A 19,260-nucleotide genomic window follows, 5' to 3' on the forward strand; every position below is an offset into this window, starting at 1 on the left:
ACTCCTTAAGGGCGAAACAGGCTGTACTCGTTGCACAGCACCAGCACGGCAGGTTCGTCTTCTTCAATGGGGTTAAAGCGGGCGGTTGGCTGCAAAAAGTGGTTGTCGTGCTCGTCGTCATTCACCGAGGAAACTTCTCCCACCAGCACGTCGCCAAAGCCGCTTTCGCCCCAGAATGTGTGATACAGCCCAGGCGGCAGGCAGATACTCTCTCCCGGCAGCAGGCGTATCTGGCTGCCCGCAATGTGCGTCTGGCGACAGCCGTCGAGGGTCACTGTGACATCGCCCTCGATCTTCTCTTCATGCGCCCCGGCGTTCCACAGCTCGATAATCAAATTGCCGCCGCCGCGATTGATGATGTCCTCACGCTTGCGCCAGTGAAAGTGCAGCGGCGTGACCTGCCCGTCGCGCACGTGCATGATCTTTTCGGCGTAGCTTTTTTCCCAGGGTACGCCGTTGGGCGAACCGTTGCGCAAGGTAAAAAGGGTTAAGCCTTCGGCGGGGAAGTTATCCCCACCGAACGCGGTCACATCCCAGCCGAGCTTGAGGTCAAACACTTCACGCCAGGCGTCAGGATCCAGCTGCCGCCAGCGGGTCGGGGGGAAGCTGGCAAAGGGCGGTAAATGCACGTCGTGCATGGAGAAAAACTGGCGCGTGTGGCCGAGGATTTCGTTAATGTCGGAGCGTTTCATAGTGACTCCTTAAGTGATGTGCAAATATTACCCCTCACCCTAACCCTCTCCCCAAAGGGGAGAGGGAACCTGAGCACCCTCTCCCCTTTGGGGAGAGGGCCGGGGTGAGGGGGAACAGGCCGCACAAGGCTTATTTCACCGTCCAGCCCTTATAATTCCCGACGTTGCTCTTATCGATCATCGTCACCGGGATCAGCACGGGCTCTTTCGGCGCCGGTTTGCCCTGCAGAATGCCGTAGCCAATCTCCACCGCTTTGGACGCCATCACCTGCGGATCCTGGGCTGGGGTGGCGATAAACAGCGAGTTCTCGCGCTTCAGCGCCTCTTCCGCATCCGGGGATCCATCCACGCCAACGATAAAGAATTCGCTACGCTGGGCCTGCTTCGCTGCCAGATCGGCCCCGATCGCCGTCGGATCGTTTATCGCAAATACCCCGTCGATCTTCGGATTGGCAGCCAGCAGGGAAGTCATCACTTCCAGCCCGCCTTCGCGGCTGCCTTTGGCGTTTTGATTATAGGACAGCACCTTGATATCCGGATGGCGCTTGAATTCGGTCTGGCAACCTTCCACCCGGTTTTGCACCGCAGACACCGGAGGACCGTTGATAATCACCACGTTGCCTTTGCCTTTCAGGCGGTCGGTAATGAGTTTACAGGCCAGCTCACCCGCCTGGGTGTTGTTGGAGGTGATGGTGGCATCGGCTCCTTCGGCCGCCACGTCAACCGCGATCACCACGATCCCGGCGTCTTTCGCCCGCTTCACCGCCGGACCGATCCCTTTCGAGTCAGCGGCATTAAGAATGATCATATCGACTTTGGCGGCGATAAAGTTATCAATCTGCGACACCTGCTGGCCGAGATCGTACCCGCTGGAGACCAGGGTCACTTTCACGTTATCACCCGCCAGCTTGCGGGCTTCCAGCTCGGCCCCTTTCGTTATCTGCACGAAGAACGGGTTCGCCAGATCGCCCACCGTCACGCCGATAGATTTCAGATCTTTGGCCTGCACAAACGGCGCGGAGGCAAGCAGTGCGCCAGCACACAGCGCGGTAACAAGAGGTTTTAATCGCATGCTTTTATTCCTCGTTCTGTAGGGTATTGTTGTTATGCACTTTGATGATGTCGGGTACGGTATTTGTCTATCAGCACTGCAATGATGATCACCGCCCCTTTGATCACCAGTTGCCAGAAGTAAGAGACGCCCATCAGCGTCATGCCGTTATTGAGGGTGGCGATGATCAGCGCCCCGACCAGCGTGCCGGTGATCGTGCCGATCCCGCCGACAAAGCTGGTGCCGCCGAGGATCACCGCTGCGATCGCATCCAGCTCGTAGCCGGTGCCTAAGTTGCCGTTGGCGCTGTACAGCCTGGAGGCGCTCATCACCCCGCCAAGACCCGATAGCAGACCGCTCATGCCATAGACAAACAGCAGCACCAGCCACACTTTGATGCCCGTCAGGCGCGCCGCCTGCATGTTGCCGCCCACCGCGTAAATATGGACCCCCAGCGTGGTACGACGCAGGATAAACCAGCAGATGGCGATCACCGCCAGCGCAATCACCACCAGCCACGGCACCGGCCCAAGGTAGTTATTACCGATCCACTCAAAGCCGATACTGGAGTTAATCACCGTGGTGCCATCCGCCAACAGATACGCCGCGCCGCGCAGGGCCGTATAGGTGCCGAGCGTGACAATAAACGGCGGCAGTCCGGCAAAGGCCACCAGCGCCCCGTTGATGGTTCCCAGCGCCAGCCCGAGCATCAGCGCCGCCGGGACCGACAGCATCGACAGCTCCGGCATCAGCGATACCACCATCGCCGCCACCGCGGTGGTGCCCAGAATCGAGCCCACCGACAGGTCGATCCCGCCGGTCAAGATAATGAAAGTCATCCCCGCCGCCAGTACGATATTGATCGACGCCTGGCGGGTGATGTTCAGCAGGTTGCTTTCAGTGAAGAAGTTGGGCGCAATAAAGCCAAATACCGCGACAATCAGGATCAAAATCGGCAGGATGCCGACCGTTTGCATCAGATCGCCCATCAGCATCTTTTTGGCAGAAGCGGATTTGGCTTCCTGCTGCGGATTGGTTGAGTGAGTCATGGTGTTACCGCCTGGTGATGAGAGTCGTTAACGCCGGTTGCCAGCGTCATGATGTTTTCCTGGGAGATGTCGTTTCGGTGCAGCTCCCCGGCGATGCTACCTTCGCGCATCACATACACGCGATCGCTCATGCCGACCACTTCCGGCAGTTCGCTGGAGATCATCAGGATCGCCACCCCTTTGCGCGCCATCTGGTTCATGATCCGGTAGATCTCGCTTTTGGCACCGACATCCACACCGCGCGTCGGCTCATCGAGGATCAGAATGCGTGGGCCAATCGCCACCCAGCGCGAAATCAGCAGCTTTTGCTGATTGCCGCCGGACAGTCCGCCCGCGCGCACCTGGGCATGGGGTACGCGGATGTTCAGCAGGGCAATGGCGTCATCAGAAATTGACTGTGCCTTCTTGCGATTCAGCATCCCCCAGTTGGCGTCGCGTTCCAGCGTCGCCATGGTGATGTTGTCCTGCGCCGCCAGTTCCAGAAACAGCCCCTGCTCCTTGCGGTTCTCGGTTAAAAAGCCGATCCCGTGGTCGATGGCGGCGCGCGGGGAGTGGATCACCACCGGCTCGCCGTCCACCTCAATCATGCCGCCGGTGGCTTTGCGCACGCCAAAAATCAGCTGTGCCAGCTCGGAGCGCCCGGCACCCACCAGCCCGGCCAGGCCGACGATTTCGCCCGAGCGCACCTGCAGGCTGCACGGCTGCACTTTGCCGCCGTCGGTCAGGTGATGCACGTTGAGGCGCGGGCTGCCGAGGGGGATGTCGCGCTCTTTGTTAAACAGATCGCTTAAGGGTCGGCCGACCATCATACGCACCAGTTCGGTGGCGTTGAGCTTGTCGCGGGTCAGGCTGCCGACGTACTGGCCGTCGCGCAGCACGCTGACCCGGTCGGAGAGTTCATACACTTCCGCCATACGGTGGCTGATATAGATGATCGCCATCCCTTCGTCGCGCAGGCGCAAAATCAGTTCGAACAGGCGCTGGGTTTCGCGCGACGACAGGGCGGCGGTGGGTTCATCCATCACCAGAATGCGGCTGTTACGGTGCAGGGCGCGGGCGATTTCCACCTGCTGCTGCTCGGCAATGGTCAGCTTCATCACCAGGTCGGTGGCCTTGAAGTGCGCCCCCAGCCGATCGATAACCGCCTGCGCCTGCGCCGCCATGGTTTTGCGCTGCACCAGTCCGCCGCGCGACAGCTCGCTGCCCAAAAAGATGTTTTCCGCCACCGTGAGGTTCGGGGCCAGCTGCATCTCCTGGTAGATCAGGGTAATGCCCGCTGCAAGGGCATCTTTCGGCCCCTTGATGTGGAACGGCTGGCCGTCAATCAGGATCTCGCCACCGCTGGCGGTATACGCCCCGGCGAGAATTTTCATCAGCGTGCTTTTTCCGGCACCGTTTTCGCCCATCAGGGCATGGATCTCGCCGGGGAAGACCGTCAGATCCACACCCTTGAGCGCGTGGAAGTTGCCAAAGGTTTTGGCAATATTGCGCATCTCTAAAACCGGGGTCCTGCTCATGGCGGATCTCCTGTGAAGGTCGATATCCGCACTTCATCACAGCCTGATAAATGCAAAATGTCAGAAGTCGTTCATATTTGTCATAGTTATGAATAGTTAACGGGCGTCACAATTTTCCCCGTCATGGAGCCAACATGCCTTCACGCCGTCCCCCCTTTTTCGCCAGCGCCCGCGGGCGCCTGCTGATTTTCAATCTGCTGGTGGTGGCGGTAACGCTGATGGTCAGCGGCGTGGCAGTGCTGGGCTTTCGTCATGCCAGTCACATTCAGGAGCAGGTCCAGCGCCAGACGCTGGACGACATGACCGGCAGCATGAACCTGGCGCGCGAAACCGCCAACGTGGCGACGGCGGCGGTGCGCCTGTCGCAGGTGGTGGGAGCGCTGGAATATAAAGGGGAAGCCGAGCGGCTAAAACAGACCCAGACCGCACTGCGCGGTGCGCTGGAACAGCTTGCCGATGCTCCGCTGGCGCAGCAGGAACCGGCGCTGGTGGCGCGGATTATCCAGCGCAGCAATGAGTTACAGCAAAGCGTGACCGGGATGCTGGAACGCGGGCAGCGGCGTCATCAGGAACGCAACGCGCTGCTCAGCTCTCTCTACCAGAACCAGAGCTATCTCCGCCATCTGCAGGACATTAACCACCGCTACGCCAGCAACGTGCCGGACGCGCGGCTGCTCAGCGAGATGGATCGGCTGATAGCGGCCGCCATCGAAACCCCTTCACCGCGTGCGACCATTCAGCAGCTGGATACGATAACGGCGATGATCCCCCGGCAGGCCACCCAGCCGGTGGTGAACTTCGTGCTGCCCGATTTCAACGCCGAACTGAACAAGCTCGGCCCGCTTTCCCGGCAGCTGGAAGAGAGCGATCTGGCGATCGGCTGGTATATGTTCCATATCAAGGCGCTGGTGGCGATCTTAAACACGGATATCAATCAGTACGTGGAGCAGGTCGCCGAAGCCTCGCAGCTGCGCACCGCCCAGAGCCATCAGGAGCTGCGCTCAATCAGCGTCTTTATCTCGGTGTTTGCCGTCCTGGCGCTGATCATTACCGCCTGTGCCTGCTGGTATATCTACCGCAATCTGGGCTCCAACCTGACGGCGATCTCCCGGGCGATGTCGCGGCTGGCCCACGGCGAACAGGATGTGTCGGTGCCTGCGCTGCAGCGGCGGGATGAGCTGGGCGAGCTGGCGCGGGCATTTAACGTCTTTGCCCGCAATACCGCCTCGCTGGAGCACACCACCCGATTGTTGAAAGAGAAGACCTCGCAGATGGAGATCGATCGCCTTGAGCGGCAGGGGCTGGAAGAGGCGCTGCTGCACAGCCAGAAGATGAAGGCCGTTGGGCAGCTGACCGGCGGGCTGGCGCATGATTTTAACAACCTGCTGGCGGTGATCATCGGCAGCCTGGAGCTGGTAAACCCGGATTCGCCGGACGCGCCGCGTATCAGCCGGGCGCTGAAAGCCGCCGAGCGCGGGGCGCTGCTGACCCAGCGCCTGCTGGCGTTCTCGCGCAAACAGTCCCTGAACCCGCATGCGGTGGAGATGAAGCCGCTGCTGGAAAACCTCGGGGAGCTGATGTGCCATTCGCTGCCCTCCACGCTCACCCTCGAGATCGAAGCGCAAACCCCGGCGTGGTCCGCGTGGATTGACGTCGGCCAGTTGGAAAACGCCATTATCAACCTGGTGATGAATGCCCGCGACGCAATGGACGGACAAAACGGTGCGATCAGAATTCGCACCTGGAATCAGCGGGTGACCCGCAGCGATGGCCGCAGACAGGATATGGTGGCGCTGGAGGTGATCGACCACGGATGCGGCATGTCGCAGGCGATCAAGTCCCAGGTCTTCGAACCCTTCTTCACCACCAAGCAGACCGGCAGCGGCAGCGGGCTGGGGCTGTCGATGGTGTACGGCTTTGTGCGCCAGTCCGGCGGGCGGGTCGAGATTGAAAGCGCGCCAGGTCAAGGCACCACCGTGCGCCTGCATCTGCCCCGCTCGACGCTGCAGGCGCTTCCTCAGCCGGAAGCGCTGGCCACGGCCACCGCGCCGCAAAGCGATCGGCTGGTGCTGGTGCTGGACGATCAATCCGACGTCCGGCAAACCCTGTGCGAACAGCTCCACCAGCTGGGTTACCTGACGCTGGAGGCCGAAACCGGCGAGCAGGCGCTGCAGATGCTGGCGGCATCGACGGATATCGAAATGTTTATCAGCGACCTGATGCTGCCCGGCAGCCTGAGCGGCGCAGAGGTGATCCAGCATGTCCGCCAGCACTTCCCGCATCTTCCGGTGCTGCTGATGAGCGGCCAGGATCTCCGCCCGGCGCACAACCCACAGCTGCCGGAGGTGGAGCGGCTGCGCAAGCCGTTTACCCGGGCGCAGCTGGCGCAGGCGCTGCGTAAAATCGGAACACGTGCAGAAAAAAATAAGCGATATGTTTAAGAATTAATCAATCGCGTCATCGAAGTCAGTGATGCTAATCTGCGCAAAATTGAGTGGATTGGGATATAAAGGGAATTATGCCAGTACTGACGAGAGGGGACTCACATATGATCGTGATGCCTACAACCTATAGCCCGATGACCGTCGCACGCGCCTTCAAACGGGTTGAAGAGTTCGAGCTTTCTGGGCGTTTGCTGCATGTCATTTATGATAGTCAGACGCCCCGGGCTGCGATTATAGAAGCGGATATCGAAGTCTTTGAGGGCGTTCCACGCCACCGGGTTGTGGCGGCGCTGGATTTACAGCGCAAACCAACGCTCGGCAACGATATCGTTGCCGTCGAGCGCTGCTGGGAAGAGGCCAATGTTGTTCAGGTTGAAGGAGTATGCGTTGACCCTGGCGAGCGTGATAAAGGGCTGGCAACAAGGCTGTATGAGGCCCTGGTACTGCAGTGTGGCATGACGTTGATCAGCGACTTTGATCAGTACGAAGGTGGGAAAATGCTTTGGCAAAAGATTGCTCGTGAGTCGGATCAAATCGCTGTTTTCGTGCTGGATACCGAACAAGGTGCATTTTGGCCTTACGATGGCAGTAAGGTGATTTACGATGGCGGTTGTATTCCTGAGGATCGCATCTGGAGCCTTTCCCCTGACCAAAAATGCCGTGGTGTTGTTTTGGTTGCTGAGAATAAACAGAGAGCTAACCAGATGATGGAGGAGTCACCTCAGTACAGAATTTGAGATTCCTCCGCTACTTCCTTTTGTCACACTTTATTAACCTGAAGCCAGCCCACCCTGTGAGACTGGCTTTATGAAATCGACATCCCTTCCTCTGTTTTTTGTGCTGCTGACACTTATCAACCCGCTGGCGCAGGCCGATCTTATTGACGACGCGGTGGGCAATATCCAGCAGGCGATCAATGACGCCTATAAGCCGGACAATAGCCGCAGCGATGATGACGATCGCTATGACGCGCGGCGCAATAGCGACAGTCGGCAATATAACGATCGTCGCAAACAGCTTGAAGACCGACGTCAGCGTTTAGATGAGCGTCAGCGCCAGCTGGATGACGATCGACGTCGGCTGGAAGATGACGAGCGCCAGTTAGAGAATGATTACGATCGCTAGCGGTCGGGCCCCTGGGTTATAACGGCATACGTTTGTGTCGTCTCGCCACGAAAGGGCAGAGACGGCACAATCCACCCCATCATCATTCCGGCCATTAAGCCAGGTCCGACCGACATCCAGATAAATGCTTCATCCATCGCGCTGATAAAAACCAGCCAGACAATTGACGCGATGGCTGCCCCAATCGCACCGCAAATGAGCACTCTTTGCCAGACACACGCGTAAATCCGCGGCGGGAGACAGGCCATTGCAATACCGGTCAGTAAGGCAGGAACACCGCCGATAACCCATGTTAATACGATGAAAATGGGCAAAATACTGAGTATCTCCAGCAGGAACTGGCCAGGTGTGAGGGTAGTGCTTTGCATTTCCTCTGCGAGGGTGACCAGCACCCCAATATGTGGCCCCAACAAAGCAAACCAGCAGGCGTGATGGATGATGCGGCGTGTTTTCGTCATGTAATGTCCCTCCAGGGTATTGATTCTGAAGGGGAGGATAATCAGCGTAAGTGAAGAGACGGTGAAGTGATGTTAATCCAGCACCAGCACCATGCCGTCGTACCCCGCTTCAATTCCCTCCGGCAGCGGGTTGTTCATCATCCACACGTCGAACTGATGGCTGATGTGGGTCAGGATAACCTGCGGGCAGCCAATCACCTCATTCAGCGCGATAACGGTATTGAGATCGCAATGGTTGCGCGGGGTTTCTTCGCGCGGTTCGTGGCTGCAATCAATCACGATGACCTGCGGCTGATTATTGAGTAAAAACTTCAGCGTTTTTTCCGGCAGTCCGGCGGTATCAGAGAGCCACGCTACCCGGCTGTGGGCGCTTTCCAGTAAATAGCCATACGTCAGCTTCGAGTGGTTCAGCGGCAGCGGCGTGACCCGCAGGCCCTGCAGCTCAAACACCACAAAGGGTGCCATCGTATGGCTAAAATCCAGAATTCCCGGGTGTTTAAACAGGTCGTCACAGCCCGCGTCGTCCGGCGGGCCGTACACCGGGATCGTCGCCCCCACGCCCCAGCGCAGCGGGAACAGTCCCTGGACGTGATCCATGTGGTAGTGGGTGAGTAAAATCTGCTGAAAACTGCCCGCCGGCCAGTCGTCCATCAGGTGCGGGATCCCCGCGTCCAGCAGGGTCACCGCATCGTTGAATTTGACCACCGCGCTGCAGGGGCGACGGCGATACGCCTCCTGCAACCGCGCCCGACGGCAGGCCTGGCAGTCACAGCCAAAGGCGGGCACCAGCTGCGCACCGCCGGTGCCGGTCAGGGTGAGGGTCAGACTCATGGCGCCGCCTTACAGAGGTTTGGTGAAGCGGAAGTGGCTCTGCGCATAGCCTTCGCGCAGATAAAAGCGGTGCGCATCATGGCGCTTCACGCTGGTGGACAGTTCCGTCATCTCCGCCCCGGCCTGGCGGGCTTCGTGTTCTGCCCAGGCCAGCAGCTGGCTGCCGACCTTCAACCCGCGCGCCTGGGGCATCACCACCAGCTCCTGGATCTCGCCGATCCAGTTGGCGTGATGCAGGTGGAACTGCATATGCAGGCCGATCATGCCGACAATGTGCCCGTCCTGCTCGGCCAGCTGATAGCGCATATTGTGATCCTGCAGATTGGCGGCGAACCCGGCGTGAAACGCCGACCGGTCCAGCTCCGCCTGTTTGAGCTCGCAAATCAGGCCGTACACGGCCTCAACGTCCTCAGGGGTAGCCGGACGCAACGCACACTCAGGCATGGTTTTTCTCCTTCTGATGAATGAGTGAAAGCAGGTTGTCGACTGACTGTAGCAAACTTCCGTCGTTATCCAGTACCGGACACTGAGACGGCGTGTAGCGGGCCGCGCGTTCCAGCCGCTGGTCGATCTCTTTGGCGTTCTCCCGGCCGCGGCTTTGCAGTCGGCTACGCAGGATATCCGGTGAAACCTGCAGGCAGACCGGCAGCAGCGCCTTCGCGTAGCGCGCCTGCGCCTGGGGCAGATGCGCGCGCGAACCGTTCACGACGACGTCGAACCCGGCGTGCAGCCACAGGTCAATCTCCAGGCCCACGCCATAATAATAGCCGTTGGCGTGCCAGCTCAGGGCAAACAGCTGCTGCCCGGCGCGGGTAAAAAACTCCGGCTCGCTCAGGGCGATATGGTTTTCGCTGCCCGCATTGGCGGCGCGCGTAATGTAGCGGTGCGCCACCAGCAGCTGCGGGTGTGACTGCTGGCGCAAGGCCGCCAGCAGGCTGTCTTTTCCGGAGCCCGACGGCCCCATCAACCAGATAAGTCTTCCCATCAGAACACCCGTTTTCCCTGACGCCAGACGTGGTCAATATGAATGTGCTCACCTTTACGATGCGCCAGCACCAGGTCAGCCCGTTTACCTTCGGCGATGACACCACGATCCTGGAGATCGAGCGCCTGCGCCGGGTTGCTGGTTACCAGCCGGATCGCCTGCGGCAGCGTAAAGCTGTTGCCCTCGTCGTCGGCGACGCGGAACGCCGCATCCAGCAGGCTGGCCGGGTAGTAATCGGAGGAGAGAATATCCAGCAGGCCGAGGGTCGCCAGCGTGCTTGCCGCCACGTTGCCGGAATGCGATCCGCCGCGCACGATGTTCGGGGCGCCCATCAGCACGTTCATCCCGTGCTGGCGTGAGGCTTCTGCCGCCTCGAAGGTGGTGGGGAATTCGGCGATGACGCTGCCCAGCTGCTGGGATTCACGTACATGATCCGCAGTGGCGTCGTCGTGGCTGGCGAGGGCGATATTTCGTTCCCGGCAGATTGCCGCAATGGCCTGGCGGTTGGGCTGCGACCAGCGCGCCGCCAGTGCCAGTTGCTCCTCTTCGTAACGCGCCATCTGCTCGTCATTGAGGGAATATTTGCCCTGATAATATTCGCGGTACTTGTTGATATTGGCGAACTGGCGCTGGCCCGGGGAGTGATCCATCAGCGACACCAGGGTCACCGGCTCGCGGCCCACCAGCTTTTCGAACAGCGGCAGCGTAGTGTGATGCGGCAGCTCGCAGCGCAGATGCAGGCGGTGCTCGGCGCGGTTGAGGCCGCGCTTCTGCGTCTCTTCCACGGCGTTGATCATCTTCTCCAGATTCTCCAGCCGGTCGCCGCCGTCGCGCACGTCGCCAATCGCCACCGCATCCAGCACGGTGGTGATCCCGCTGGCGACCATCATCGCGTCGTGGCTGCTCATCGCCGAATGGGCAGGCCAGTCGACCTTCGGGCGCGGGGTAAAGAACTTGTCCATGTTGTCAGTGTGTAGCTCAATCAGCCCCGGCAGCAGCCAGCCGCCTTCGCCGTCCATCGCCTCTGGCAGGCGGCTGTGGGTTTCGGCAAAGGCGCGAATAACGCCGTCCTGAATATCAATCGAACCGTCGACGACGTCGTTTTCCAGCACCAGCTTTACGTTATTAATGATCATGCGGTGATCCCCATCGGGTGCAGACGATCCGCCACGCGATCGCGCACGGCGTCGTCGTGGAAGATCCCGACGATCGCTGCACCCCGCGCTTTGGCTTCTTCGATCAGTGCGATAACCGCCGCGCTGTTTTTGCCATCCAGCGAGGCGGTCGGTTCATCGAGCAGTAAAATCGGATAGTCGACGATAAAGCCGCGGGCGATGTTCACCCGCTGCTGCTCACCGCCGGAAAAAGTGGAAGGGGCGAGGTGCCACAGGCGCTCCGGTACGTTCAGGCGGGTCAGCAGGCTGGCGGCTTTGGCGGCGCAGACCTCGCGCGGCACGCCCAGATCCAGCAGCGGCTGCATCACCACGTCCAGGGCGCTGATGCGCGGGATCACCCGCAAAAACTGGCTTACCCAGCCGATGGTCGTGCGCCTGACGTCGCGCACCTTGCGTGCCGGGGCATGCACCAGGTCCACCCATTCGTCGCCGTGACGAATATGAATGTGGCCTTCATCTGGCAAATAGTTGGCGTACAGCGAGCGCAGCAGGGTTGATTTACCGCTGCCGGAATGGCCGTGCAGCACCACGCATTCGCCAGGTGCCACATGCAGAGAAGCATCTTTCAGCACCGGCAGGCGCACGCCGTTTTGCTGGTGCAGGACAAAGGTTTTACTGACGTTTTCTACGCGGATCATGTTGACCTCTTAGTTTTGCAAAACCGATGACACCAGCAGCTGAGTGTACGGATGGTGCGGGTCGTCGAGTACCCGGTCGGTTAATCCACTTTCCACCACCTGGCCGTTCTTCATCACCAGCAGGCGGTCGGCCAGCAGGCGGGCAACGCCCAGATCGTGGGTGACAATCACCACCGCGAGGTTCAGCTCTACCACCAGCCCGCGGAGCAGATCCAGCAGGCGCGCCTGCACCGACACATCCAGCCCGCCGGTGGGTTCGTCCATAAACACCAGCTGCGGATGGGTGACCAGGTTGCGGGCAATCTGCAGACGCTGCTGCATGCCGCCGGAGAAGGTGGTCGGCAGGTCGTCGATGCGCGAGGCGGGAATTTCAACCTCTTCAAGCCACTTCTGTGCGGTGGCGCGGATGTCGCCGTAGTGGCGTGCCCCGGTGGCCATCAGCCGCTCGCCGATATTGCCCCCCGCCGACACCTGGCGGCGCAGGCCGTCCATCGGATGCTGATGCACCACGCCCCACTCGGTGCGCAGCAGGCGGCGGCGCTCGGCTTCGCTCATCCCGTACAGGGAGTGATCCTGATACAGGATCTCGCCATTTTGCGGCGCCAGACGGGCGGAAATCGACTTTAACAGGGTGGTTTTGCCGGAGCCGGACTCGCCGACAATCCCCAGCACTTCGCCCGGCCACAGGTCGAAGGAGACGTCGCTAAAGCCTTTGCCCGGCGCGTAAAGGTGGGTCAGGTTGTTGACCGAAAGCAGCGGTTTCATTGGCTGTTCGCCTCGCTCTGTTGGCGGCAAAAATCGGTGTCGGAGCAGACAAACATCCGTTTGCCCGTATCGTCCAGCACCACTTCATCAAGATAGCTGTGTTTTGAGCCGCAAATCGCGCACGGCTCGTCCCACTCCTGCACCGTAAACGGGTGATCGTCGAAGTCGAGGCTCTCGACGCGGGTAAACGGCGGCACGGCGTAAATGCGTTTTTCGCGCCCGGCACCAAACAGCTGCAGGGCAGGCATCATGTCCATCTTCGGGTTATCGAACTTCGGGATCGGCGACGGGTCCATCACATAACGCCCGTTAACTTTCACCGGGTAGGCGTAGGTGGTGGCGATATGGCCGAAGCGGGCGATATCTTCATACAGTTTCACCTGCATCACGCCGTACTCCTCCAGCGCGTGCATGGTGCGGGTTTCGGTCTCGCGCGGCTCGATAAAGCGCAGCGGCTCCGGGATCGGCACCTGGAAAATCAAAATCTGATCTTCCGTCAGCGGCGTCTCCGGGATGCGATGCCGGGTCTGGATCAGCGTCGCATCTTCGGTTTTCTCGGTAGTGTTGACCCCGGTGACGCGCTCAAAGAACTGGCGGATCGACACCGCGTTGGTGGTGTCGTCTGCGCCCTGGTCGATGACTTTCAGCACGTCAGACCCGCCAATCACGCTGGCGGTGATCTGGATCCCGCCGGTACCCCAGCCGTAAGGCATTGGCATCTCGCGGCCACCGAACGGCACCTGATAGCCGGGGATGGCCACCGCTTTTAAAATGGCGCGGCGGATCATGCGTTTGGTTTGCTCATCCAGATAGGCAAAGTTGTAGCCGCTGAGATTAGCCATGGTTGTGCTCCCGTTGCAGACGTTTCAGCAGTTCCAGTTCGGCCTGGAAATCGACGTAATGCGGCAGTTTGAGGTGCGAGACAAACCCGGCGGCCTCGACGTTATCCGCGTGGGCCAGCACAAACTCTTCGTCCTGCGCCGGGCCAGCCACCGTCTCATCGTAGTCCGGGGCCTGTAGCGCCCGGTCCACCAGCGCCATCGCCATCGCCTTGCGCTCGCCCATCCCGAACACCAGCCCGTAGCCGCGGGTGAAATGGGGGGCGTCATCCTGAGGGGTGACGAAGCCGTTGACCATTTCGCACTCGGTCATCAGCAGTTCGCCGACGTTGACCGCAAAACCCAGCTCTTCCGGCACGATAGAGACATCGACATGGCCGCTGCGGATCTCTCCGGCGAACGGGTGGTTGCGCCCGTAACCGCGCTGGGTGGAGTAGGCCAGCGCCAGCAGATAGCCTTCGTCGCCGCGCATCAGCTGCTGCAGGCGCGAGGCGCGCGAGCACGGATACACCGGCGGGGTACGGGTGATGTCGTCAGGCTCGCTGCCGTTATCCTCTTCTGCCTTTGCCAGGCCCTGGTTCGCCAGCAGGCTAAAGACGTGCGGGGCGGTATCCTGCGGCGCATCGGCGGTTTTCAGGGTTGGCGCTTCACCATTCGCCAGCAGGGTGAAATCGAGCAGGCGATGGGTGTAGTCGTAGGTCGGACCGAGTAGCTGACCGCCGGGTATGTCTTTGTAGACGGCGGAGATCCGCCGCTCCAGGCGCATGTCGGCGGTCTTCAGCGGCTCGCTGACCGCCAGCTTTGCCAGCGTGGTACGGTAGGCGCGCAGCAGGAAGATGGCTTCGATGTTATCGCCGCTGGCCTGCTTGAGCGCCAGCGCAGCCAGCTCGCGGTCGGCGATGCCGCCTTCGGTCATCACCCGGTCCACGGCCAGGTTTAACTGCTGCTCAATCTGGGCCACGCCCAGCTCGGGAAGCTGGTCATCACCCCGGCGTCTGTGTTCCTGCAGCGCGTGGGCGGCGGCTATCGCCTTCTCGCCCCCTTTGACGGCAACGTACATCAGCACACCTCCACGTGGGTGGTTCGCGGAATTGCCAGCAGGCGTTCGCCGCAGGTGAGGATCAGGTCAATGCCCAGCGGGAACGGGTGCGGACGTTCGGTCAGCTCATGAATGATGCACTCCGGCAGCTGCGGGGCGACCATCCGCTCTTCGGCGATCCCGGCGCCGGTCAGGCGCAGCATGCGGCCGCCGCTGAGGCTTGCGACCTGCAAAATCAGGGTAGCGCTGGTCTCCGGGGCCACGGCGCTGCCTGCGCTGAGGGCGTTCAGCTGTTCGTGGCCGATCTGCTCGTTTGCCACGGCGAAGACGGCCAGCTGGGGCTGATCCACCCGCGGGGCGCTGGTGTGAAAGCGCAGGTTGGTGCTGACCAGATCGTTATTCAGCGCGCCGGAGATCCACACCGGGGTGTCGTTATCCGCCAGGGTCAGCAGCACGCTGGTGGTGGCGAGGTTCAGCGGCTGCCAGCCGTGCTTAAGCTGATGCAGTGAGACGATGACGCCCGGTTCGCTCATCGCTTTCAGCAGACGGCGAAAACTGTGCTGGGCATCCGGTACGGCGTGGGTAAAAGCGGGTTGAAGGGTCATGCGTTGTCTCCGCGAACGAGCGTAAAGAAGTCGACCCGACTGGCGTTGGTTTCGGCCAGGCGGGCGGCAATGCGCGCCGCGCGGTCGGCTTCCAGCGGGGTAATTAAGGTTTCCATCAGGGTCTGAAAATGGGCGGTTTCCTGCAGCAGGGCGTCAATAACGGCGCACTGCTCGGCATGGGGTTTGTTGCGCCCAAGCTGGTAGCTGTAGCCGAGCGTGCCGCTGGCGAGGCGCACCACGGCGCGGGTCAGGGTGGCATCACCCGCAAAGTAGCGTGCGCCAGTGCCGCCCATCCGCGCCTGGATCTGCACCAGACCGGTTTCAGGGGCACGGATAAGCTCATAAGAGGGCGCCAGGTTCAGCGCCGTCATGCGTGCGGCAAGGGCGGCAGGCTGGCTGTGGGCCAGTACGGCCATCCAGCGCTGACGGGTGGAGGTGTCGAAGTGCATTCAGTGCTCCATCGTAAATTCAATCATGTCGGCGCGGGTCAGGCTGACGGAGTATTCCGTCGCGTTGATCTCGCCGTCACGGTGGTTAAGGGTGCGTACGCAGAGCAGGGGGGCCATGTTGGGGATCTCCAGCACTTTGCTCTCTTTGGCCTTTGCGCGGCGGGCGCTGATCCGCGTCTGGGTGCGCTTCAGGGCGATACCTGACACTTCAAACAGAAAGTCGTGTAGCGATCCGCTGGTGAAGTTTTGCAGCACTGGCCACAGCGTCAGCTCGGCGAAGTAGTGGTCGATCTGGCACAGGGCGATGCCGTTGACCCGGCGCAGGGTGCGCAGGTGCACCACGTTGTCACCCTCCTGGATCCCCAGCGCATCGGCGACGTGGTGGGAGGCCGGGCGCAGCACCGAGAGCAGTTTTTCACTGGTGGGATGGCTGCCCTGATCGAGCAGATTCTGGCTAAACCGCGCCTGGGCGTTGAGCGGGTAATCAAACGGGCGCATCAGCACCAGCACGCCAACTCCCTGACGGCGCTGCACCCAGCCGCGCTCCACCAACTGGTCGATGGCGCGGCGCAGGGTGTGGCGGTTCACTTCGTAGCGGTCGGCAAGCTGTTGTTCAGCAGGTAAGTAGTCGCCACAGCGGTAGTGGGCGCGGAGTTCCACTTCGAGCTTTGCCGCAATCTCTTCCCAGCGGGTGGGGTAACTGGTCGGATGTCTGGATAAGTGCATATCGATCAATGCCTCGCTTATCAGATGAAGTGCTTACGCAGTCGTTGTGAGAGGAAATCCAGCAGGCTGACCGTCACGATGATGAGCACCATCAGGGCGCAGGTTTGCTGGAACTGGAAGCCGCGAATGGCTTCCCACAGGGTGACGCCAATCCCCCCTGCTCCCACCATCCCCACGACGGTGGCAGAGCGGACGTTGGATTCAAAACGGTACAAGGAGTAGGAGATCAGCAGCGGCATCACCTGCGGCAGGACGCCGTAAAGAATTTCTTCGAGCTTGTTGGCCCCGGTAGCGCGAATGCCTTCGACCGGGCCGGGTTCAATGGCTTCGACCGCTTCGGAGAGCAGTTTGGAGAGCACGCCGGTGGTGTGAATAAACAGCGCCAGTACCCCGGCGAACGGCCCCAGACCGACGGCGACCACGAACAGCATCGCAAAGACCATTTCGTTGATGGCGCGACAGGCATCCATCAGGCGACGCACCGGCTGGTAGATCCACCAGGGCACGATGTTGTCGGCGCTCATCAGGCCAAACGGAATCGAGAGAACGACTGCCAGCGCGGTACCCCAGACGGCGATTTGCAGGGTGATGGCCATTTCGCCGAGGTAGTCCTGCCACTGGCTAAAGTCCGGCGGGAAGAAGTCGGCGGCAAAGGTCGCCATGTTGCCCGCATCGGTGTAGAGGGTGAGCGGGTTCATCTCCGCGCCCTTCCACGAGATAACAAGCACCGCCAGCAGTACGGCCCAGCTGATGAGCGAGAACCAGCTGCGTTTTGGCGGTGGGAGGGTGATGGTTTGCATGTGGGCTCCTTTGGGTTTAGTCCCCTCTCCCTTGAGGGAGAGGGTTAGGGTGAGGGGGAAATGTGTGCGCTGATGCCCTCACCCCGGCCCTCTCCCACAGGAGAGGGAGAAAAGCGTTACTGCACCGCTTTATTCACGCTGGTCATGGCGCCCAGCGCGGCGGTCAGGCGGTCGAGATCGTCCAGCTGCGCCTGGATGGCAGAGACTTTGCTGGTCTTCTCTTCCTCCTTCAGGCCTTTGTTATCCTTCACGCCCTGGATCTGCTTGAACAGCGCCAGCTGGCGAATTGGCACCAGCTGCAGGTCGCTGGAGGCGCGGAACGGTGCCCAGCCCAGACGTTCCAGCACGGTTTTCTCTTCGGCCGTTTTGCCGTAGTTCATAAAGAAGTCGTACACCTTGTCCTTGGTGCTCTCGGAGAGGTTTTTACGCCATACAATCGGGTCGCCAGGGATCAGCGGCGATTTCCAGATCACCTTCAGCTCTTTCAGCTTGTCCGGGGCAGACGTCTTCAGTTTGTCGAGGTTTTCGGTGTTGTTGGTGGCAACGTCCACCTGCTTATTGGCAACGGCCAGGGCGTTGGTTTCATGCCCGGCGTTGACCGTGCGCTTGAATTCGTTGGGGGTGATGTTGTTTTTGGCGAAGACGTAATAGCCCGGCACCAGGAAGCCCGAGGTGGAGTTCGGGTCGCCGTTGCCAAAGGTCAGGTCTTTACGTTTGGCGAGCAGGTCGTTGAGGTTGTTGATCGGACTGTCTTTGTTGACGATCAGCACGCTCCAGTAGCCTGGCGAGCCGTCTGCGGCAACGGTTTGGGCAAATACCTGGCCGTTGGCGCGGTCTACTGCTTCCATTGCGGAAAGGTTGCCGTACCAGGCGATATCGACTTTGTTAAAGCGCATCCCCTGGATAATGCCCGCGTAATCCGGGGCGAAGAAGGCGTTTACTTTGATGCCCAGTTTGCTTTCCATATCTTTCAGGAACGGTTCCCACTGGGGTTTCAGGTTCTGCTGTGATTCTGTCGAAATAATGCCAAAGTTCAGTGCCTTTTCCTGCTCCTGCGCGAAAGCGGGGCTGACCAGGGTAGTGATGCTGAACATGCTGGTAAACGCCAGCGCGGCAACGGCCTTATAACTCATGTCGGGTCCTCAGGTCGGGAAGGTTTAAGCAGCCTGCGCGTTCTCTTCGACGCGGTTGATGCTGCGATAGAGATGGTCAAAGCGTTCGTTATCAAATGCCTGGCTTGCGCCGTCGTAAAACACATGTCCCTGACGCAGCGCGACGATGCGCTCGCAGTAGCGCAGGGCGTAATCCACCTGATGCAGCGTCACCACCACGGTGATGCCGTCGTTCTGGTTAATGTCGCGCAGGGTTTCCATCACGATGCGGGCGGATTCCGGGTCGAGTGAGGCAATCGGCTCATCGGCCAGAATGATTTTGGCTTTCTGCATCAGCGCGCGGGCGATGGCGACACGCTGCTGCTGGCCGCCAGAAAGCGTCGAAACGCGCTGGTGGGCGAAGTGCACCATCCCGACGCGAGTCAGGGCCTGTAGCGCCTGCTGTTTTTGTTCGGCGGAGAACCAGCGTAAGCAGGTGCGCCAGAAGGGGGTACTGCCGAGGGCGCCGATCAGCACGTTGTCCAGCACCGTCAGGCGATTCACCAGGTTGAACTGCTGGAAGATGTAGCCGGTTTGCGCGCGGCTTTTGCGAATGTCACTCGCCAGGCGGCCCGCACGCTGCACGGTATCGCCCAGTAGCTCAATGTGGCTCTCTGGCGTTTTATCGCCGATGATCAAGCCGCTCAGATGGCGCAGTAGGGTCGATTTTCCTGAACCGGAAGGCCCCAGCAGTGCCACCATTTCGCCCTGCCGGACCGCCAGATCCACGGCATGGAGCGCCTTGTGATGTGCAAAGGTTTTGCTCAGTTTCTCGACGCGGATGACAGTTTGCATAGTGAGGCCTCGATTCAAATGTGGCCTCATGCTGGCGGATCAATGTGACATTTAGGTTAAGTCTCTGTTGCGGGAGTTTGAAGAGTTGGCGTGAAAGCGATGACAGGCGAGAGCAGGCGCTCCCGC

General features: G+C 60.5%; 22 protein-coding genes. 3 read left to right on the forward strand and 19 right to left on the reverse strand.

The window, feature by feature from the left end; genetic code table 11:
* Nucleotides 1–5 precede the first annotated feature (5 nt).
* The 4 genes from ACRDD5_RS01915 to ACRDD5_RS01930 form a co-directional block, all read right to left on the reverse strand.
* Nucleotides 6–692, reverse strand: coding sequence for a D-lyxose/D-mannose isomerase (locus ACRDD5_RS01915; protein WP_438675736.1), 687 nt, complete (start codon nucleotides 690–692; stop codon nucleotides 6–8).
* A gap of 130 nt (nucleotides 693–822) precedes the next feature.
* Nucleotides 823–1,764 (reverse strand): ABC transporter substrate-binding protein, encoded by a 942-nt coding sequence (locus tag ACRDD5_RS01920; RefSeq protein ID WP_271281322.1) that lies wholly within the window; start codon nucleotides 1,762–1,764, stop codon nucleotides 823–825.
* A gap of 32 nt (nucleotides 1,765–1,796) precedes the next feature.
* Nucleotides 1,797–2,792, reverse strand: a complete 996-nt coding sequence (locus tag ACRDD5_RS01925; RefSeq protein ID WP_271281323.1) for an ABC transporter permease subunit — start codon at nucleotides 2,790–2,792, stop codon at nucleotides 1,797–1,799.
* Entirely contained in the window at nucleotides 2,789–4,309 is a 1,521-nt protein-coding gene (locus tag ACRDD5_RS01930) for a sugar ABC transporter ATP-binding protein (protein WP_271281324.1), read from the reverse strand. The genes ACRDD5_RS01925 and ACRDD5_RS01930 overlap by 4 nt, the downstream gene beginning before the upstream one ends.
* A 134-nt stretch (nucleotides 4,310–4,443) precedes the next feature.
* Between ACRDD5_RS01930 and ACRDD5_RS01935 the strand changes: the two genes are divergently transcribed.
* The 3 genes from ACRDD5_RS01935 to yjdP all read left to right on the forward strand — a co-directional run bounded on the left by ACRDD5_RS01935 (nucleotide 4,444) and on the right by yjdP (nucleotide 7,878).
* The gene (locus tag ACRDD5_RS01935; protein ID WP_438675737.1) at nucleotides 4,444–6,750 is read left to right on the forward strand and encodes an ATP-binding protein; all 2,307 of its coding nucleotides are present in this window, start codon (nucleotides 4,444–4,446) and stop codon (nucleotides 6,748–6,750) included.
* Nucleotides 6,751–6,857: 107 nt separating this feature from the next.
* Complete coding sequence (locus tag ACRDD5_RS01940; protein ID WP_438675738.1) at nucleotides 6,858–7,490, forward strand: GNAT family N-acetyltransferase; 633 nt, start codon at nucleotides 6,858–6,860, stop codon at nucleotides 7,488–7,490.
* Between the two features lie 70 nt (nucleotides 7,491–7,560).
* Nucleotides 7,561–7,878, forward strand: a complete 318-nt coding sequence (gene yjdP, locus ACRDD5_RS01945; RefSeq protein ID WP_271281326.1) for a DDRRRQL repeat protein YjdP — start codon at nucleotides 7,561–7,563, stop codon at nucleotides 7,876–7,878.
* Here yjdP and ACRDD5_RS01950 read toward each other — a convergent pair.
* The 15 genes from ACRDD5_RS01950 to phnC form a co-directional block, all read right to left on the reverse strand.
* Nucleotides 7,875–8,336: a hypothetical protein gene (locus ACRDD5_RS01950; RefSeq protein WP_438675739.1), complete on the reverse strand. Its 462-nt coding sequence runs from the start codon at nucleotides 8,334–8,336 to the stop codon at nucleotides 7,875–7,877. The genes yjdP and ACRDD5_RS01950 overlap by 4 nt on opposite strands.
* A gap of 72 nt (nucleotides 8,337–8,408) precedes the next feature.
* Nucleotides 8,409–9,167: a phosphonate metabolism protein PhnP gene (gene phnP / locus ACRDD5_RS01955; protein WP_438675740.1), complete on the reverse strand. Its 759-nt coding sequence runs from the start codon at nucleotides 9,165–9,167 to the stop codon at nucleotides 8,409–8,411.
* A gap of 9 nt (nucleotides 9,168–9,176) precedes the next feature.
* Entirely contained in the window at nucleotides 9,177–9,611 is a 435-nt protein-coding gene (gene phnO, locus ACRDD5_RS01960; RefSeq protein ID WP_271281329.1) for an aminoalkylphosphonate N-acetyltransferase, read from the reverse strand.
* A complete protein-coding gene (gene phnN, locus ACRDD5_RS01965; RefSeq protein ID WP_271281361.1) occupies nucleotides 9,604–10,155 on the reverse strand; it encodes a ribose 1,5-bisphosphokinase in 552 nt (183 codons plus the stop codon). Before phnN ends, phnO begins: the two co-directional genes overlap by 8 nt.
* Entirely contained in the window at nucleotides 10,152–11,288 is a 1,137-nt protein-coding gene (gene phnM / locus ACRDD5_RS01970) for an alpha-D-ribose 1-methylphosphonate 5-triphosphate diphosphatase (protein WP_438675741.1), read from the reverse strand. Before phnM ends, phnN begins: the two co-directional genes overlap by 4 nt.
* Entirely contained in the window at nucleotides 11,285–11,965 is a 681-nt protein-coding gene (gene phnL / locus ACRDD5_RS01975; protein ID WP_438675742.1) for a phosphonate C-P lyase system protein PhnL, read from the reverse strand. Before phnL ends, phnM begins: the two co-directional genes overlap by 4 nt.
* 9 nt (nucleotides 11,966–11,974) lie before the next feature.
* Nucleotides 11,975–12,730, reverse strand: a complete 756-nt coding sequence (gene phnK, locus ACRDD5_RS01980; RefSeq protein WP_271281332.1) for a phosphonate C-P lyase system protein PhnK — start codon at nucleotides 12,728–12,730, stop codon at nucleotides 11,975–11,977.
* On the reverse strand, nucleotides 12,727–13,572 hold the full coding sequence (gene phnJ / locus ACRDD5_RS01985) for an alpha-D-ribose 1-methylphosphonate 5-phosphate C-P-lyase PhnJ (protein ID WP_271281333.1): 846 nt from the start codon (nucleotides 13,570–13,572) through the stop codon (nucleotides 12,727–12,729). Before phnJ ends, phnK begins: the two co-directional genes overlap by 4 nt.
* Entirely contained in the window at nucleotides 13,565–14,629 is a 1,065-nt protein-coding gene (locus ACRDD5_RS01990) for a carbon-phosphorus lyase complex subunit PhnI (protein ID WP_438675743.1), read from the reverse strand. The genes phnJ and ACRDD5_RS01990 overlap by 8 nt, the downstream gene beginning before the upstream one ends.
* Nucleotides 14,629–15,213: a phosphonate C-P lyase system protein PhnH gene (gene phnH, locus ACRDD5_RS01995; protein WP_271281335.1), complete on the reverse strand. Its 585-nt coding sequence runs from the start codon at nucleotides 15,211–15,213 to the stop codon at nucleotides 14,629–14,631. The genes ACRDD5_RS01990 and phnH overlap by 1 nt, the downstream gene beginning before the upstream one ends.
* A complete protein-coding gene (gene phnG / locus ACRDD5_RS02000) occupies nucleotides 15,210–15,662 on the reverse strand; it encodes a phosphonate C-P lyase system protein PhnG (RefSeq protein WP_438675744.1) in 453 nt (150 codons plus the stop codon). Before phnG ends, phnH begins: the two co-directional genes overlap by 4 nt.
* On the reverse strand, nucleotides 15,663–16,388 hold the full coding sequence (gene phnF / locus ACRDD5_RS02005; RefSeq protein WP_438675745.1) for a phosphonate metabolism transcriptional regulator PhnF: 726 nt from the start codon (nucleotides 16,386–16,388) through the stop codon (nucleotides 15,663–15,665).
* 20 nt (nucleotides 16,389–16,408) lie between these two features.
* Nucleotides 16,409–17,188 carry a phosphonate ABC transporter, permease protein PhnE gene (gene phnE / locus ACRDD5_RS02010; protein WP_438675746.1) on the reverse strand — a complete coding sequence of 260 codons (780 nt, stop codon included), beginning with the start codon at nucleotides 17,186–17,188 and terminating at the stop codon, nucleotides 16,409–16,411.
* 116 nt (nucleotides 17,189–17,304) lie between these two features.
* On the reverse strand, nucleotides 17,305–18,321 hold the full coding sequence (gene phnD / locus ACRDD5_RS02015) for a phosphonate ABC transporter substrate-binding protein (RefSeq protein ID WP_438675747.1): 1,017 nt from the start codon (nucleotides 18,319–18,321) through the stop codon (nucleotides 17,305–17,307).
* A 24-nt stretch (nucleotides 18,322–18,345) separates the two neighbouring features.
* On the reverse strand, nucleotides 18,346–19,134 hold the full coding sequence (gene phnC, locus ACRDD5_RS02020; RefSeq protein WP_438675748.1) for a phosphonate ABC transporter ATP-binding protein: 789 nt from the start codon (nucleotides 19,132–19,134) through the stop codon (nucleotides 18,346–18,348).
* Nucleotides 19,135–19,260 lie beyond the last annotated feature (126 nt).

The sequence above is a fragment of the Silvania sp. genome, from assembly GCF_051656365.1.
Lineage (GTDB): Bacteria > Pseudomonadota > Gammaproteobacteria > Enterobacterales > Enterobacteriaceae > Enterobacter > Enterobacter hatchlandensis.